This window comes from Ferrovibrio terrae, assembly GCF_007197755.1.
Classification (GTDB): domain Bacteria; phylum Pseudomonadota; class Alphaproteobacteria; order Ferrovibrionales; family Ferrovibrionaceae; genus Ferrovibrio; species Ferrovibrio terrae.
This window is the reverse complement of record NZ_CP041636.1, coordinates 3,384,558-3,400,019: the sequence shown is the minus strand read 5'-3', so window position 1 is coordinate 3,400,019 and position 15,462 is coordinate 3,384,558. Positions and strand designations below refer to the sequence as shown.

General features: G+C 63.0%; 18 protein-coding genes. 2 read left to right on the top strand and 16 right to left on the bottom strand.

All coding sequences use genetic code 11. From position 1 onward, the window contains the following. Positions 1-4 precede the first annotated feature (4 nt). The 3 genes from rpmF to FNB15_RS16590 form a co-directional block, all read right to left on the bottom strand. Positions 5-190 carry a 50S ribosomal protein L32 gene (gene rpmF / locus FNB15_RS16600; RefSeq protein WP_144069774.1) on the bottom strand — a complete coding sequence of 62 codons (186 nt, stop codon included), beginning with the start codon at positions 188-190 and terminating at the stop codon, positions 5-7. A gap of 111 nt (positions 191-301) precedes the next feature. After that, positions 302-868 carry a YceD family protein gene (locus FNB15_RS16595; protein WP_144069773.1) on the bottom strand — a complete coding sequence of 189 codons (567 nt, stop codon included), beginning with the start codon at positions 866-868 and terminating at the stop codon, positions 302-304. 114 nt (positions 869-982) lie between these two features. Beyond that, positions 983-1,414, bottom strand: coding sequence for a ubiquinol-cytochrome C chaperone family protein (locus FNB15_RS16590; protein ID WP_246068711.1), 432 nt, complete (start codon positions 1,412-1,414; stop codon positions 983-985). A gap of 214 nt (positions 1,415-1,628) precedes the next feature. Between FNB15_RS16590 and FNB15_RS16585 the strand changes: the two genes are divergently transcribed. Next, positions 1,629-2,087, top strand: a complete 459-nt coding sequence (locus FNB15_RS16585; protein WP_185973590.1) for an outer membrane protein assembly factor BamE — start codon at positions 1,629-1,631, stop codon at positions 2,085-2,087. 10 nt (positions 2,088-2,097) lie between these two features. Here the strand turns inward: FNB15_RS16585 and cobT are convergent, their stop codons facing one another. Beyond that, positions 2,098-3,120 carry a nicotinate-nucleotide--dimethylbenzimidazole phosphoribosyltransferase gene (cobT, locus tag FNB15_RS16580; RefSeq protein WP_144069770.1) on the bottom strand — a complete coding sequence of 341 codons (1,023 nt, stop codon included), beginning with the start codon at positions 3,118-3,120 and terminating at the stop codon, positions 2,098-2,100. A 90-nt stretch (positions 3,121-3,210) separates the two neighbouring features. On the opposite strand from cobT, the gene cobS reads away from it, so the two are divergent. Further along, a complete protein-coding gene (gene cobS, locus FNB15_RS16575; RefSeq protein ID WP_144069769.1) occupies positions 3,211-4,065 on the top strand; it encodes an adenosylcobinamide-GDP ribazoletransferase in 855 nt (284 codons plus the stop codon). 64 nt (positions 4,066-4,129) lie between these two features. Here the strand turns inward: cobS and FNB15_RS16570 are convergent, their stop codons facing one another. The 12 genes from FNB15_RS16570 to rpiB form a co-directional block, all read right to left on the bottom strand. Further along, a complete protein-coding gene (locus FNB15_RS16570; RefSeq protein ID WP_144069768.1) occupies positions 4,130-6,214 on the bottom strand; it encodes a sodium-translocating pyrophosphatase in 2,085 nt (694 codons plus the stop codon). Between the two features lie 181 nt (positions 6,215-6,395). Further along, positions 6,396-7,595: an MFS transporter gene (locus tag FNB15_RS16565; RefSeq protein WP_144069767.1), complete on the bottom strand. Its 1,200-nt coding sequence runs from the start codon at positions 7,593-7,595 to the stop codon at positions 6,396-6,398. Positions 7,596-7,615: 20 nt separating this feature from the next. Beyond that, positions 7,616-8,086, bottom strand: a complete 471-nt coding sequence (locus FNB15_RS16560; RefSeq protein WP_144069766.1) for a flagellar basal body-associated FliL family protein — start codon at positions 8,084-8,086, stop codon at positions 7,616-7,618. A gap of 49 nt (positions 8,087-8,135) precedes the next feature. Beyond that, positions 8,136-9,131, bottom strand: coding sequence for a thiamine-phosphate kinase (gene thiL / locus FNB15_RS16555; protein ID WP_144069765.1), 996 nt, complete (start codon positions 9,129-9,131; stop codon positions 8,136-8,138). 7 nt (positions 9,132-9,138) lie between these two features. After that, complete coding sequence (nusB, locus tag FNB15_RS16550; RefSeq protein ID WP_144069764.1) at positions 9,139-9,633, bottom strand: transcription antitermination factor NusB; 495 nt, start codon at positions 9,631-9,633, stop codon at positions 9,139-9,141. Then, positions 9,630-10,211, bottom strand: coding sequence for a 6,7-dimethyl-8-ribityllumazine synthase (locus tag FNB15_RS16545; protein ID WP_342777562.1), 582 nt, complete (start codon positions 10,209-10,211; stop codon positions 9,630-9,632). Before FNB15_RS16545 ends, nusB begins: the two co-directional genes overlap by 4 nt. A gap of 4 nt (positions 10,212-10,215) precedes the next feature. Then, positions 10,216-11,337, bottom strand: a complete 1,122-nt coding sequence (gene ribB, locus FNB15_RS16540) for a 3,4-dihydroxy-2-butanone-4-phosphate synthase (protein ID WP_144258793.1) — start codon at positions 11,335-11,337, stop codon at positions 10,216-10,218. A 5-nt stretch (positions 11,338-11,342) separates the two neighbouring features. Beyond that, positions 11,343-11,939, bottom strand: coding sequence for a riboflavin synthase (locus tag FNB15_RS16535; protein WP_144069763.1), 597 nt, complete (start codon positions 11,937-11,939; stop codon positions 11,343-11,345). A gap of 10 nt (positions 11,940-11,949) precedes the next feature. Beyond that, positions 11,950-13,068: a bifunctional diaminohydroxyphosphoribosylaminopyrimidine deaminase/5-amino-6-(5-phosphoribosylamino)uracil reductase RibD gene (ribD, locus tag FNB15_RS16530; RefSeq protein WP_246068710.1), complete on the bottom strand. Its 1,119-nt coding sequence runs from the start codon at positions 13,066-13,068 to the stop codon at positions 11,950-11,952. Continuing rightward, positions 13,061-13,525 (bottom strand): transcriptional regulator NrdR, encoded by a 465-nt coding sequence (nrdR, locus tag FNB15_RS16525; protein ID WP_144069762.1) that lies wholly within the window; start codon positions 13,523-13,525, stop codon positions 13,061-13,063. Before nrdR ends, ribD begins: the two co-directional genes overlap by 8 nt. 32 nt (positions 13,526-13,557) lie before the next feature. Further along, positions 13,558-14,865 (bottom strand): serine hydroxymethyltransferase, encoded by a 1,308-nt coding sequence (glyA, locus tag FNB15_RS16520; RefSeq protein ID WP_144069761.1) that lies wholly within the window; start codon positions 14,863-14,865, stop codon positions 13,558-13,560. A 29-nt stretch (positions 14,866-14,894) separates the two neighbouring features. Beyond that, positions 14,895-15,338 (bottom strand): ribose 5-phosphate isomerase B, encoded by a 444-nt coding sequence (gene rpiB / locus FNB15_RS16515; RefSeq protein WP_144069760.1) that lies wholly within the window; start codon positions 15,336-15,338, stop codon positions 14,895-14,897. Between the last annotated feature and the right edge of the window lie 124 nt (positions 15,339-15,462).

The window sequence follows — 15,462 nt, the reverse complement described above, 5'->3', positions numbered from 1 at the left end:
GGGCTCAGGCGGCAGCCGTCTTCGCTACGACTTCACGGCCGTCATAATGACCGCAGGCGCCGCACACATGATGGGGGCGCTTCAGCTCACCGCAGTTCGAGCATTCCATATGCGCGCTGGGCTTCAGCGCGTCATGCGAACGACCCTGATCGCGGCGGGACTTCGACTTCTTCTTCTTCGGAACAGCCATGACACTTCTCTTTCAACAATTCGCACAAGCGGTTGGCGCATGCATGCCCCGCCCGGCTCAGAATCCCCGCCTATATACTCTCGGCGCGCCCGGGGGCCAAGCGCTTTCGCCTCAATCCTTTTTCGTCGCCTTCAGCTTGGCCAGAGCGGCAAAGGGGCTGATTTTAGCCCCCGCTTCCGCGGCCTCGCGGTAGGTGTCCGGCACTTCGGCTCCGGGCTTGCGCGGATAGGGGTCCAATCCCAGCGCCAGTTCCTCGGCCACCACTTCACCCAGGTCGATCTGCCCGCCAATCACCGGATCCGGCGGATCGTCCGCGTCTGGATCAAGCCACTCGGCTTCGTCCTCACCCGGTTCCGTCTCCGGCCTGGCCTCGGTCTCGGGGCCAAAACGGCGGACAAACGCCTCGCTGATCTGCTGCCGGACCGGCTCCAGCGTTACAACGCAGGCCTGATCCACCTCGGCTTCGATCTGCCCGATCAGCCGGAAATGCCCGGACTTTGCCTCGGGAGCCAGCTTCAGGTCAGCCTTCAGCGACAGAACGCCCAGAATCCTGAGCTGGCGCGCCACGGCGACGCGAGCCGCCTGGTCGGCCTCCAGCTGCATCTGCAGCCCCTGGGGACCGATCCGGTCGACCTCGACGACATGGCTGAATTCCTTGCCAGGTTCGTCTTTCGACACGGCAAATCCTCGTTCAGCAGGGCCGCCGAACCATCATAAACGAACCGGTCGGCCAAGGCGGCGGAACATAGGGGCAAGCGAGGTGGCGGTCAACCGCCGGAAAAGCTCGGAAAATCAGGCCGGGGCAGCCGGAAAAACCACGTTTCCCGCCAGAATTTTCGTATCGGTCTGACCCGCCAGCTGGGTCCCGGCAAACCGCATGTAGGCTGCCATGGCTAACTGGTTGGGCAGAGCCGGCTGAGTCGTGCCGTAAAGGTTGCGAGTCAGGGCATCGGTCAGGATGGCGTCGTCGGTGGCCAGCAGGCCGGCTTCGTAGGCTTCAACCCGTCCGTAGAAGGCCTGGGCCATCTTTTTTACCCGTTTGCCGACCCCGAGGTCGCCCACGCCGATTTCGCGCAGGTTGTTGTCCATGTCGGCAAACAGCAGGTCAAACAGGTCCTGGCTGAGTTGATCGCCCCCCTGACCGACGATATTGCGCAGACGGCGCATGACCAAGAATGTGTGCAGCACAATCATGTCGAAGCGACCGTCGAGGCTGTCGGGCACACCATGCCGGGTGTAGAAATCGGGTTGCCGCGCCTGTTCGACAATGCATCTGTAGAGCGCCACGGCAGCCGGGTTATGCTGCTTCCCAGCAAATAAGGAAATAAGCCGATTAAGCATCTGTCACTACTTCGTAAAACGCGCCTGCGGGTGGCGCTGTTTGCCTTCGGGGGCGCGTGAAGTTAATATGCGGGCCACGTTAAAGCGAGTCTTCCGTATGTCGTTCCGCCTTGTCGCTGCTCTCACAATCCTGCTGATCGGTGCCGCCTGCGCGCCGCGCCAGGACTATCGCGGTATCGCCATCGAGCAGGAGAAGCTCGACCTGATCAAGGTTGGCCAGACCAGCGAAGGCCAGGTCAACGCACTGCTCGGCTCGCCGTCGACGATCTCGACCTTCCCCGACTGGGGCACGGTCTACTACTACATCTCCAGCGAAACCGAGACGGTGGCTTTCCTGGCACCGGAACTGATTGACCAGCATGTGCTGGCAATCTCGTTCGACAGGAACAGTGTCGTCAGGGAGATCAAGCGTTACGGCGTCAAGGACGGCAAGCAGGTCGCCTTCATTGACCGTGAGACGCCGACGCGCGGCAAGGAAATGACGGTGCTGGAACAGTTGTTCGGCAACCTTGGCCGCTTCAACAACAGTGTCGGCAGCGGCGGCCGCGGTCGCTGATCCGAACCACTCAGCTTTTATTACTGACGCCTGCTGAACTGAACGTCGCCATGCCGGCGTGACAGGCGACGGCGGCTTTCAGCACGCCGAGTGCCACAGCAGCCCCAGACCCCTCGCCCAGTCGCATGCCGAGGTCGAGCAGCGGTTGCAGTTTGAGCGCCTCCAGCAGGCGGCGATGACCGGGCTCGGCAGAGGCATGCCCCGCCAGGCAATGCGAAAGGCCACCATCAGCCAGCTTTGCCAGCACGGCTACAGCCGCGCCGACAACGAAACCATCCAGCAGCACCGGAATGCGATTGTGCCGCGCGGCCAGCACCGCGCCGAACAGCGCGGCAAGTTCACGCCCGCCGACACGACGCAGAGCTTCGAGTGGATCGTCGCGCATGGCATCGCCATGCAGACTCAATGCTGTATCGACAGCGGTAATCTTCGCGGCCAGCGCGCTGCCGGCAACGCCGGTGCCTGGTCCAACCCAGCTGGCGGCATCACCACCATAAAGTGCCGCAGCAAGTGCGGCGGCAGCCGTGGTGTTGCCGATGCCCATCTCGCCCAGAATCACCAGATCGGCGCTGGCCGGCACGGCCGCAGCGCCGCGATTGATGGCATCGAGGAACGCCACCTCGCCCATTGCCGGCGCCGTGGTGAAATCCTCGGTCGGTGAGGCGAGATCGAGCGGCATCACCGAGAGGGTCGCGCCATGCAGTTTGGCGAGCTGGTTGATCGCCGCGCCGCCTCGTTCGAAATTTGCCACCATCTGCACGGTGACTTCGGCCGGATATGCCGAAACGCCACGCGTGGTGACGCCGTGATTGCCGGCAAAGATCAGGATCGCCACCGTATCGAGGCGCGGAACCGGCTGCTGCTGCCAGCCCGCCAGATGCCGGATGCAGTCCTCCAGGCGGGCGAGCGCGCCGGCCGGCTTAGTCAGATCGGCGTCATGGGACGTGGCTGCGGCGACAGACGCCGAATCGCTGGCGGGCAGAGATCGTGCCGCTGCCACGATGGCAGCCTTGTTCGGAAATGTACCGATCATGCTGTAGTCACGCCTGCCTCTTCCGCCCCGCGTCGCGCCAGAGGCGCCAGCGTGCTATAAGCTACGCCAGCCTTTGCCGCAATACAGCCCATGACCGACAACCCCAACCATCAGAATTCCAGTCATCAGAACTCTCGGCGCAGCCGCTGGCTCAGCGACCTCCGTCTTGCCCTGATGCTGCTGACCCGCTTGCCGGCCGGCAAATCCGCCAGCCCGGAGGACGCCACGGTTGCACGCGCCGCCTGGATTTTCCCGGTCATCGGCCTGCTGGTCGGCGCGGCCGGTGGTGGCGTCTTCATGCTGGCCAGTTCTCTCGGGCTGGGAATGGCGAGCGCCGCCCTGCTGGCGATGGGCAGCCAGGTATTGCTGACCGGCGCTTTGCACGAGGATGGCCTTGCCGACACCGCCGACGGTTTCGGCGGCGGCCGCAGCCGCGAGCGCAAGCTGGAGATCATGCGCGACAGTCGCATCGGCACCTATGGCGTGGTTGCGCTCGTGCTGGTCCTGTCGCTGCGGTTCACCGCGTTGCAGGACATCGCCAGCAACCTGCTGTCGATCAGCGACGAGTTGGATGAAGCCACCGGACAGAACTCGGCCGTCATTATCGCTTTGATCGCCGCCGGTGCGCTGTCGCGAGCCGCCATGGCTGTCGTGTGGTACCTGCTGCCACCCGCGCGCACCGATGGCCTGGCCGCCGGCAGCGGCACCGTTTCTTTCGGCTCTGCGGTCGCCGCTGCGGTCATCGCCGCTTTGATCGCTTTCGCCACCTTGCCCGGCCTTGCCTTCGTTGTCGCCTGTGCCGCCGCTGCCGTTCTGGCGATGGCAGTTGCCGCGCTGGCGCAGTGGCAAATCCGCGGTCATACCGGCGACGTGCTGGGCACGGCGCAGCAGATCACCGAAGTCGGCGTGCTGCTGGCGATCGGCGCCGCCACGATCGCGGCGTAAGGATTTCCAAAAAGAAAAGGGCCGGGTTGCCCCGGCCCTTTCCGTATTCGAAGCGTCGTAACGCTTAGCCGTGCGCCAGGATGGCGAGCAGCAGCAGCGCTACGATGTTGGTGATCTTGATCAGCGGGTTCACGGCCGGACCAGCCGTGTCCTTGTACGGGTCGCCGACGGTGTCGCCGGTCACGGCCGCCTTGTGGGCGTCCGAACCCTTGCCACCATGATGGCCCTCTTCGATGTACTTCTTGGCATTGTCCCAGGCACCGCCGCCCGCCGTCATCGAGATGGCGACGAAGATACCGGTGACAATCACGCCGAGCAGCATCGCGCCCACCGCGGCAAAGGCAGCAGCCTGGCCCGCGATCACGTTGATGATGAAGTAAAGCACGATCGGGCTGAGCACCGGCAGCAGGCTGGGGATGATCATTTCCTTGATCGCCGCCTTGGTCAGCAGGTCGACAGCCTTCGAGTAATCAGGCTTCGCCGTGCCTTCCATGATGCCGGGGATTTCCTTGAACTGACGCCGCACTTCCACGACGACCGAGCCGGCCGCGCGGCCGACAGCCGTCATGCCCATGGCGCCGAACAGATACGGCAGCAGACCGCCGATCAGCAGGCCAACCACGACATACGGGTTGCTCAGGGAGAAGTCGATCGTGACACCCTTGAAGAAATACTTCAGGTCTTCGGTGTAGCAGGCAAACAGCACCAGCGAGCCGAAGCCGGCCGAACCGATGGCATAGCCCTTGGTCACGGCCTTGGTGGTGTTGCCGACCGCATCGAGCGCGTCGGTGGTCTTGCGCACGTCCTTCGGCAGGTCCGACATTTCAGCGATGCCGCCAGCATTGTCGGTTACCGGACCGTAGGCATCGAGCGCAACGACCATGCCGGCGAGCGCCAGCATCGTGGTCACGGCGATCGCGATGCCGAACAGGCCGGCCAGCATGTGGGTGGCGATGATGCCGATGACGATGAACAGCGCCGGCGCAGCCGTAGCTTCCATCGAAATCGCAAGGCCCTGGATCACGTTGGTGCCGTGACCGGTGGTCGAGGCCTGAGCCACGCTGCGCACCGGACGGAACTCCGTGCTGGTGTAGTACTCAGTTGCCCAGACGATGGCGGCCGTGACCAGCAGACCGATGATGCCACACCAGAACAGGCTCATGCCTGTAAAGGTTGAGGAACCCGCCGTCATGACAGTCTTCATGCCCAGCATGTAGTCGGTGATCGGCCACAGCACGATCGCCGACAGGATGCCGGTGACAATCAGGCCCTTGTACAGAGCGCCCATGATGTTCTGGCTTTTGCCGAGGCGGACGAAGTAGGTGCCGATCACCGAGGTGATGATGCAGGCACCCGCGATCACCAACGGATAGGCCATGACCTTGGCCATCAGAACGGCATCGGTGGCGAAGTAGATCGACGCCAGCACCATAGTGGCGACAATGGTCACCGCATAGGTCTCGAACAGGTCAGCAGCCATACCGGCGCAATCGCCGACATTATCGCCCACGTTGTCCGCGATCACGGCCGGATTGCGCGGGTCATCTTCCGGGATACCGGCCTCGACCTTGCCGACGAGGTCGGCGCCGACGTCGGCACCCTTGGTGAAGATGCCGCCGCCCAGGCGGGCGAAGATCGAGATCAGCGAGGAGCCGAAACCGAGCGCTACGAGCGCATCGACGGTTTCACGCGAGCCTGCGCCGATCTTGATGAGGATCATGTAGTAGATCGCGACGCCGAGCAGCGCGAGACCGACCACCAGCATGCCGGTGACGGCGCCCGACTTGAAGGCGATGCTCAAGGCATGTTCCATGCCCTTGCGCGCGCCTTCCGCAGTGCGGACGTTGGCGCGGACCGAAACGTTCATGCCGATATAACCGGCAGCGCCCGACAGCACGGCGCCGATGATGAAGCCGATGGCAACCTTAAGGCCCAGCGTGAAGGCAAGGATGATCGCAACCACGATGCCGACTACGCCGATGGTGCGATACTGACGATTGAGGTAGGCCGATGCGCCTTCCTGAATCGCCGCAGCGATTTCCTGCATGCGCTGATTGCCTGCAGATTCAGCCAGCACGGATTTCGAAGTCCAGATGCCGTACAACAGCGCCAACACGCCACAGGCGATGGCGAACCACAACTCGGTCATGAGCGTTTCCCTTCGTTGCTCAGATTTGTAATCGAGACTTTTTGAATCCCGACGGGCATGCGTTGCCCGTTCGGGTTACGCGACTGCTTCCATTATTGGCCCCAGACTCGGGGCAGGGCGAACTGCGAGTCGTTATGCCAGAGATGCGCTTGCGGCGCAATATGGCTGGTTTTTCCGACGCTTAAGCCGGAGTGGCAACCCGCCGCTTCTGCAGCATCAGCCAGACCACCGCCAGGCCAGCCATGATGATGAATGGCAGGGCCGACATCGGCACCAGGTCCCAGCCCCAGTTGTACAGCAGCTTCCCCGAGCCGAGTGACGCCAGCGCGACCGTGCCGAAGACCAGAAAGTCGTTCAGGGCCTGAGTCTTGTTGCGTTCAGCCGGACGGTAAACCTCGGTCAGCAGCGCCGTGCCGCCGATATACATGAAGTTCCAGCCCACCCCGAGCAGCAGCAGGGCCGCCTGGAAGTTCAGGACCTCGATCCCGCTGAGGGCAATCGCAATGCAGACCAGGTTGAGGGCCACCCCCAAAAGTATAATGCGCAGGGCGCCGAATCGCGCGATCAGATGCCCGGTGAAGAAGCTGGGGAAATACATGCCGAAGACATGCCACTGAATCACGGTGGCGGCAGCGGCAAAGGGATGCTCGCAGAGCTGCATGGCCAGCGGGGTCGCGGTCATCATCAGGTTCATGACGCCATAGCCGAACATGCCCGCCATGGCGGCAACCATGAATGCGGGCTGCCGCACGATTTCGGCCAGCGGCCGCCCCGGTTCGCGCAATTCGGCAACGGTCGGACGCGGCAGGCGCACGGCCACCAAAATCGGCAGTACCAGCAGCGACAGCGCCGACGCAGCCAGGTAGGAGCCGAGGAACAGATAGGGCGACAGGATTTCGCGCGTGTGCTTGGCGATCTCGGGGCCCATGAAGGCAGCCACAAGTCCGCCGACCATCACCCATGAGATCGCCCGGCTCTTCATTTCCTGGGGCGCGATATCGGCCGCCGCAAATCGATAGAGCTGGGTGAAGGCCACCGATGCGCCGAACATGAAGGCGCCGAGGCAGAACAGCCAGAAATGCGCGTGATACACGCCCGACGCAGCGATCAAAGATCCGATCGCACCCAGCACGCTGCCGGCCATGAAGCCGAGCTGCCGACCGATCCGCCGCATCAGCATCGAGGCCGGGATGGTGGCGCAGGCCGTGCCCGCCACCACGAAGGTGACCGGCAGGGTCGCCAGCGCTTTATCCTCAACCAGAAGGAAGCCAACCAGACCGCCGAGCGTGACCTGCAAGGTCGTGGCGGAATTGGCCAGTGCCATGCAAACGGCCAGAATAGAGACATTCCGCCTTGCGGCGGCCGGCGACAGAGTGGTCATGGGAGACGGATCGATTCTACTTATTTCAACTGGGTAATAATATTCAATAGCAGAACCTGCGTCACCACGCCCTTGCCAAGAATCTCTTCCGTGGGCCCACGCAGTCGGTCGCGCAACACAAACAGGTCCTTGCTGGTAAACCGCGACGGTACCGCAATCGGATCGCCCCGCAGCAGTTCGCGGATATAGCGATCACGCACCATGTGCATTCGTTCATTGACCAGCGGTACGTTATCCGGTGGCACTTCCAGATGCAGGATCACCATCACTTCGCGCGGTTTCTGGCCTTCGGGCACGACATACACGCTGAAGGGTTCGAGCGGAATGAAGGCCGGGCGTTTGACCGGTGCTTCGGGCGGCGGATCGTTCGTGTCCGCCACCGGCTGTTCCTGCTGCTTCGGCGCGAAGACGAACATATAGACCGCGAAGCCGCCGCCGGCGAGCGACGCCAGTACGATCAGGCCTACAACGATCAGAATGATCTTGCGCAAATTCGGTCTCCGCGACTCAATGCGTCAGGCAGTCTAGTCGATTCCGGGTTTATGATCCGCCGAAATGCTGAAAACCGGTGCGATTGAGCGTCAACGGACTGCCGCTCTGGTCCTGCACCACAACCCCCTGCCCGGACTCCAGCCGGCCGATCCGGGTCGCTGCCAGCCCGACCGAACGCGACAGCGCAGCGATCTGGCTCGCCCGGCTGGGCGACACCGCGAACAGCAGTTCGTAATCGTCACCGCCGGTCAGCACGACATCCAGCAGATCAGGATCGTCCTGCACCACCTGTCGCGTGGCCAGCGACAGCGGCACGGCTGCGGCCTCGATGACAGCCATCAGATTGGATTGCGCAGCGAGATGCCCGGCATCCTGCACAAGCCCGTCCGAGACATCGAGCGCCGCATGGGCCAGGCCGCGCAGCCCCTGGCCCAGCGCAAGGCGTGGTGTCGGGATATGCAGGCGCGAGTCAAAGAACAGCATCGCAGCCGACGAGAACAGGCGATGATTCAGCTTGGTTTCGAGGCCGAGTGCGGCATCGCCGATGCTCCCCGTCACATAGAGATCGTCGCCAGACTGTGCTCCGGAGCGACGCAGCATGCTGCCAGCCGGCAGGCTGCCGAAAGCCGTGACGCCCAGTATGATGCCGCCGGGGCTGCGCACCGTGTCGCCGCCATAGAGCGGGAAACCGAAGGCCTCCTGATCGCGGCGCAGCCCGCTGCAGAACTGCGTTAGCCAGGTTTCGTCAGGTGTGCCCGGCAGGCCGAGAATGAGCTGATAGCCGATCGGCTTTGCGCCCTTGGCGGCGAGATCAGACAGATTGACGCGCAACAGTTTGCGCGCGATGCGTTCCGCGCCATCCTTGGCGAGAAAATGCACACCTTCGATCATGGCGTCGGTGGTGACAACCAGCTCCTCACCCGGCTGAACCGGAAGCAGAGCGGCATCGTCGCGCAGATTGAAGGCACCGGGTGCAGCGGTCGAGAGCGGCGCAAGATAGCGAGCGATCAGGTCGAACTCGCCAAGGCCCGTTTGCGCGGGCATGACCGCCTCAGGCCGTAAATTCGCCGGGGCGCAGTTTGCGCGCCACCGCGTCGATCACGCCATTCGCCAGCTTGATTTCGCGCGGGCCGAAAAAGGCGCGTACGATGCCGAGATACTCGTCGATCACCGTGGTCGCCGGCACATCGATACGCGCGATGATCTCATAGGCGGCGCACCGCAACGCATAGCGCAGGATCGCTTCCATACGATCGAGAGCATCGACGCGCGGCATGGCGTCCTTGATCACACGATCGACTTCGGCCTGCTGCCGGGCGACGCCACGGACCACTTCGGCGAACCAGTCGGCATCGGCCTCGCGCATCTGCACGCCTTCGATTTCTTCCGATTGACGATTGGTACGAAAGTCGGCAATCACCGCTTCGGGGTTGGTGCCGCCAAATTCGATCTCATAGAGGGCCTGTACGGCAAACAGCCGCGCGACCGACCGGCGTCCTGCCGGGCGATCGGTGCGCGCTCCCCGTCGCTGCCCTCCATCACTCATGCCGAGAACAACTGCTTCAGGCCGATCATGGCCACGGCTGCCAGTGCGGCTTGGCCGCCCTTATCCTGGCGGTCCTTGCGGGCGCGGTCCCAAGCCTGCTCTTCATTCTCGACAGTGATGATACCGTTGCCGATGCAAAGCTGATGCTCGATGGCCAGCTGCTGCAAGCCGCGGGCGCTCTCATTCACCACGACGTCGAAATGCGCTGTCTCACCACGGATCACGCAGCCAAGCGCGACGAAGCCGTCATAGGCCTTGTCGCCCTTGCGGTTCATCGCAAAGCGGATCGCGGCCGGCAGCTCCAGGGCGCCGGGCACGTCGATCCGGTCATATTCGAAATCCGAAGCTTCGATGATCGCCTTGGCGCCTTCGAACAGCGCGTCGGCAATATCCTCGTAGAACCGTGCCTCGACAATGAGCACGCGGGGCTTGCGTATCTCGATGGCGAGATCGCCTGCCATCTCGGTTTCCAGGCTGGAGAAGGTCGCGGTCTTGCCGGATTTCTTCTTGGCCTTTTTCACCGCTGCCTGCTTGACCGGTGCCGTCTTGGCCGCCGGTTTCCCCCTGCGCGCTACCATGGTCTCAGTTCTCCCTGCGAACCTTGATCGGTCGAGTTTCGACGACCGAGAGGCCGTAACCCTCCAGACCGACGATGGTGCGTTCGACGTTTGACAGGACGATCATGTCCTTAACCCCCAGATCGATCAGGATCTGTGCCCCGATGCCATAATCCCGGAGATACGCTGTTTTTTCAACTGGTTCACCCATCTTCTGGCGCACGTTGTCAGACAGTGCGGTCGGCCGCGGCTCGCGGATCAGAACCACAATGCCCCGCCCCGCTTCGCCAATCATCTGCATGGCGCCATGCAGCACGCCCGAACGTGCGCCATGGTCGCCCAGCACATCCTCGAGCACGTTCATGGCATGCATGCGCACCATGACGGGATTGCCGTCGGCGATGTCGCCCTTTACCAGCGCAATATGCTCGGCATATTCGACCCGGTTGCGGAAAACCAGCATACGGAACTTGCCGCCCCAGACGCTATCGATCTCGCCTTCCACCACACGCTGGATCAGGTTGTCGTGGCGGCGACGATAGGCGATCAGGTCAGCAATGGTGCCGATCTTGAGATTGTGATGCTGGGCGAAGGCAATCAGGTCCGGCAGGCGGGCCATGGTGCCGTCGTCGTTCATGATCTCACAGATCACCCCGGACGGATTGAGGCCGGCCAGCCGCGCGATGTCCACGCCGGCTTCAGTATGGCCGGCGCGCACCAGCGTGCCACCGTCGCGCGCCATCAGCGGGAAGATATGGCCGGGCACCGCGATATCGGCCGGGCCCTTGGAAGGATCGATGGCGACTTTCACGGTCTGCGCGCGGTCGGCCGCGGAGATGCCGGTGGTGACGCCTTCGCGTGCCTCGATGGAAACCGTAAAAGCGGTCTGATGTCGCGAGGCATTGTTCTGCGCCATCAGCGGCAGGCCGAGCTGCTCGATGCGCTGGCGCGTCAGTGTCAGGCAGATCAGGCCGCGGCCGTACTTCGCCATGAAGTTAATAGCGGCCGCATCGGCCATTTCGGCCGGGATATACAGATCGCCTTCGTTCTCGCGATCTTCTTCATCGACCAGGATTACCATGCGGCCCTGACGGGCCTCCTCGATGATTTCCTCGGCCGAGGCGATATAGCGCTTTATGTCATCCATACTGTTCACGACGACTTGCTCCATTGCTGCAGCCGCGCCACGTAGCGCGCCAGCACGTCGATTTCCAGATTGACCCTGTCGCCGGTCTTCAGCTTGCCGAGCGTGGTCACCTGTTGGGTATGCGGGATCAGGTTGACGCCGAAGACGGCGCCATCGACGCCGTTCACGGTCAGCGATGCACCATCGATGGTGATCGAACCCTTTTCGGCAATGAAGCCGGCAAGGCTGGCCGGCGCGCGGAAATCGATGCGCAGCGAGCCGCCTTCGTTGCGCGTCGCCACCACCTCGCCCACGCCATCGACATGGCCGGACACGATATGGCCGCCGAGTTCGTCACCCACCTTCAGACTGCGTTCGAGGTTGATGGTCGAGCCATCCTGCCAGTTGCCCAGCGTGGTGCGCGACAGACTCTCGGCCGAGACATCGACGGCAAACCAGTCGGCGCTTTTCTGCACGACGGTGAGGCAGACGCCGGCGCAGGCAATCGAAGCGCCGATGTCTATGCTGGCGGTCTCATAACGGGTGCGGATGCGGAAATGGGTATCGCCGCGCGTCTCGCGGGCGACCACTGTGCCGATATCGGTAACGATGCCTGTGAACATGGGCCTAGTTTTAGAGGGGGCGGATGAAGGTTTCCAGCAGGTCATCGCCAAGAATATCAGCCCTGACCCGCTGCCAGCGTGGCGCTTCCGCCACGGTATCGATGCCAAAAGCGGCAATTCCCGGCAGGCCGTCGCCCCCGATCACGCTGGGGGCACGGAACCAGATCATGCGATCGACCAGATCGGCCCGGATCAGGCTGGCCGCCAGTTTCCCGCCGCCTTCCACCAGTATCCGTGTCAGGCCGCGCTCGGCCAGAATGGCAAAGGCGGGTGCCAGGGCCGGAAAGCCCGCTTCGTCCGGTTCGACGGCGATCACCTCGACGCCACAATCCTCGAAAGCCTGGCGGCGGGCCGGCTCGACATCCTCGCGGGTGATGATCCAGGTCGGTGTCTGCTTTGCCGTCGCCACCACTTTCGAGGTCAGGCTCAGCCGCAGCCGGCCGTCCAGGATAATACGCACGGCAGGACGTTTTGGCAGGCCCGGCAGACGGCAGGTCAGATCCGGATCGTCCTGCAGTGCCGTATTGCTGCCCACCATCACGGCATCGTGCTGGGCACGCAGCAGATGGGCGCGCATACGTGCCACCGGACTGGTGATCCATTTGCTGTCGCCGGAATGCGTGCCGATGCGGCCATCGAGGCTGACGGCCAGCTTAAGCGTGACGGCAGGACGGTTGCGTTCGCGGCTGAGCAGGAAGCCGGTATTCAGTTCGGCGGCGGCATTCCGCAGGTAACCGACGGCAACATCGATACCGGCTTCACGCAGCAGCGTGAGCCCCCTGCCCGCCACGCGCGCATCCGGGTCTTCCAGCGCGACAATACAACGAGAAACTCCCGCGCTGACCAGCGCTTCGGCGCAGGGCGGCGTTTTGCCATGATGAGCACAGGGTTCGAGCGTGACATAGGCCGTTGCGCCACGCGCAGATTCACCAGCCTGCTGCAGGGCGACGGTTTCGGCATGCGGGCGCCCCCCCACCTGGGTCCAACCGCGACCGACAATGCGACCGTCTTTCACGATCACACAGCCGACGGCCGGGTTGGGCCAGGTATTACCCAGCCCGCGCGCCGCCAGCCCGAGCGCGATGCGCATGTAGCGCTCGTCCCGGGCGGCAGCGGCTTTGTCAGTCATCTTCGCTGGCGCCACTCAGCGAACCAATGAAGTCTTCGAAATCCTTGGCTTCGCGGAAGTTGCGATACACCGAGGCGAAGCGCACATAGGCCACCTTGTCGAGTGCAGCAAGGCCATCCATCACCAGTTCGCCGATCGAGTCAGACTTGATCTCGCTCTCGCCCGAACTTTCAAGGCGTCGCACGATGCCGTTGATCAGGCGCTCGATACGTTCGGGATCGATCGGCCGCTTGCGGGTGGCGATCATGATCGAGCGCGCCAGCTTGTCACGATCAAACGGCGCCTTCAGGCCGTTCTTCTTGATCACGGTCAGCTCGCGCAGCTGAATGCGTTCGAAGGTAGTGAAACGCGCGCCGCAATTCGGACAGAAGCGCCGGCGGCGGATCGCCGAGTTATCTTCGGTCGGCCGCGAGTCCTTCACCTGGGTGTCGTCATTGCCGCAGAACGGACAACGCATGGTCGGTTTTCCCCCGCCTTATGATTATAGTGTCAGAGCTGCGGATAGATGGGGAAGCGGTTGCAAAGCGCCACCACCTTCTCCGCCACAGCGCGTTCGACATCGGAATTGTCGTTGGTCTTCTTGGCAATACCGTCCAGCACATCGGCGATCAGGCCGCCGATCTGACGGAATTCGGCGACGCCGAAACCGCGCGTGGTGCCAGCCGGGCTGCCGACACGAATACCAGACGTCACGGTCGGCTTTTCCGGATCGAAGGGCACGCCGTTCTTGTTGGCAGTGATGCGTGCACGTTCCAGACTCTCGACGCAGACATTGCCCTTGAGACCCTTTGATCGCAAATCGATCAGCATCAGGTGATTGTCGGTGCCGCCGGACACGAGGTCGTAGCCCCGCTCCTGCAGCGCTGCCGCCATCGCCTTGGCGTTGTCGACCACAGCCTGGGCGTAGGACTTGAATTCAGGCGTCAGCGCTTCGCCGAAGGCAACGGCCTTACCAGCGATCACATGCATCAGAGGGCCACCCTGCAGACCGGGGAACACCGCCGAGTTGATCTTCTTGGCCAGCGCCTCGTCATTGGTCAGCACCATGCCGCCGCGCGGGCCACGCAGCGTCTTGTGCGTAGTGGTCGTGGCGATATGTGCATGCGGGAACGGGCTCGGATGCGCGCCGCCCGCGACCAGGCCGGCGAAATGCGCCATATCGACCATGAAGATCGCGCCTATGCTGTCAGCGATCTCACGGAACTTCGCGAAATCCCAGAAGCGCGGATAGGCAGACCCGCCAGCGATGATCAGCTTCGGCTTGTGTTGCTCGGCCAGTTGAGCAACCTGGTCCATATCAACGCGCATGTCGTCCTTGCGCACGGTGTAGCTGACAACATTGAACCACTTGCCCGACTGATTGGCCGATGCGCCGTGCGTCAGATGGCCGCCAGCCGCGAGGTCAAGGCCCATGAAGGTGTCGCCCGGCTTCAGCATAGCCATGAAGACCGCCTGGTTGGCCTGCGCGCCCGAATGCGGCTGCACATTGGCGAAGCCGCAGCCGAAGATCTTCTTCGCGCGCTCGATCGCGAGGTTTTCTGCGATGTCGACGAATTCACAGCCGTTGTAATAGCGCTTGCCCGGCAGGCCTTCGGCATACTTGTTGGTCATCACCGAGCCCTGCGCTTCCAGCACGGCGCGGCTGACGATGTTTTCCGAGGCGATCAACTCGATCTGGCTCTGCTGGCGATCCAGTTCCTTGACGATGGAGTCAAAGATTTCCGGGTCAGCCTGCTTGAGCGTGCGCTCGAAAAAGCCGGCATGGGTGACGGTTGGCTTGGCTGCGGTGCTCGACATCGGCGGACTCCTAAAGCGTCTGTATTCGGTCAGGCCGGCTGGTCGAGCTTGTCGACGCGGCGCTGATGGCGGCCGCCGGCGAATGGGGTGGCGAGAAAAGCCTTGAGGCAGTCGCGCGCGGTCTCGATGCCGATCAGGCGAGCGCCAAGCGCCAGCACATTGGCATCGTTATGCTCGCGGCAGAGCCGGGCGCTGGTGGCATCGTGCACCAGGGCAGCGCGGCAACCGGTGACGCGGTTGGCGGCAATCGAGATGCCAATGCCGCTGCCGCAGACGGCAACGCCAAAGGCGGCCTTGCCAGCGGCCACGGTCTGGCCAAGCTGGCGGCCGAAATCGGGGTAATCGACGCTGTCGGAAGAATTGGTGCCGAGGTCGAGTACGTCATAGCCCTCGGCCTTAAGCTCATCGCGCAGCAGGTTTTTCAACTCAAAACCGGCATGATCGGCAGCGAGAGCGACCGTGGGCTTGGACATCGGCAGGACACCTCGGGAAAGACGGCCGGACCCTACAATATCCGGTGGCAGGTGCCAACCCTACCAACAAGGGAAATGCTTGGCCGTGGCGGATTGCCATCTTTCATTCATGCGTACAATTAGC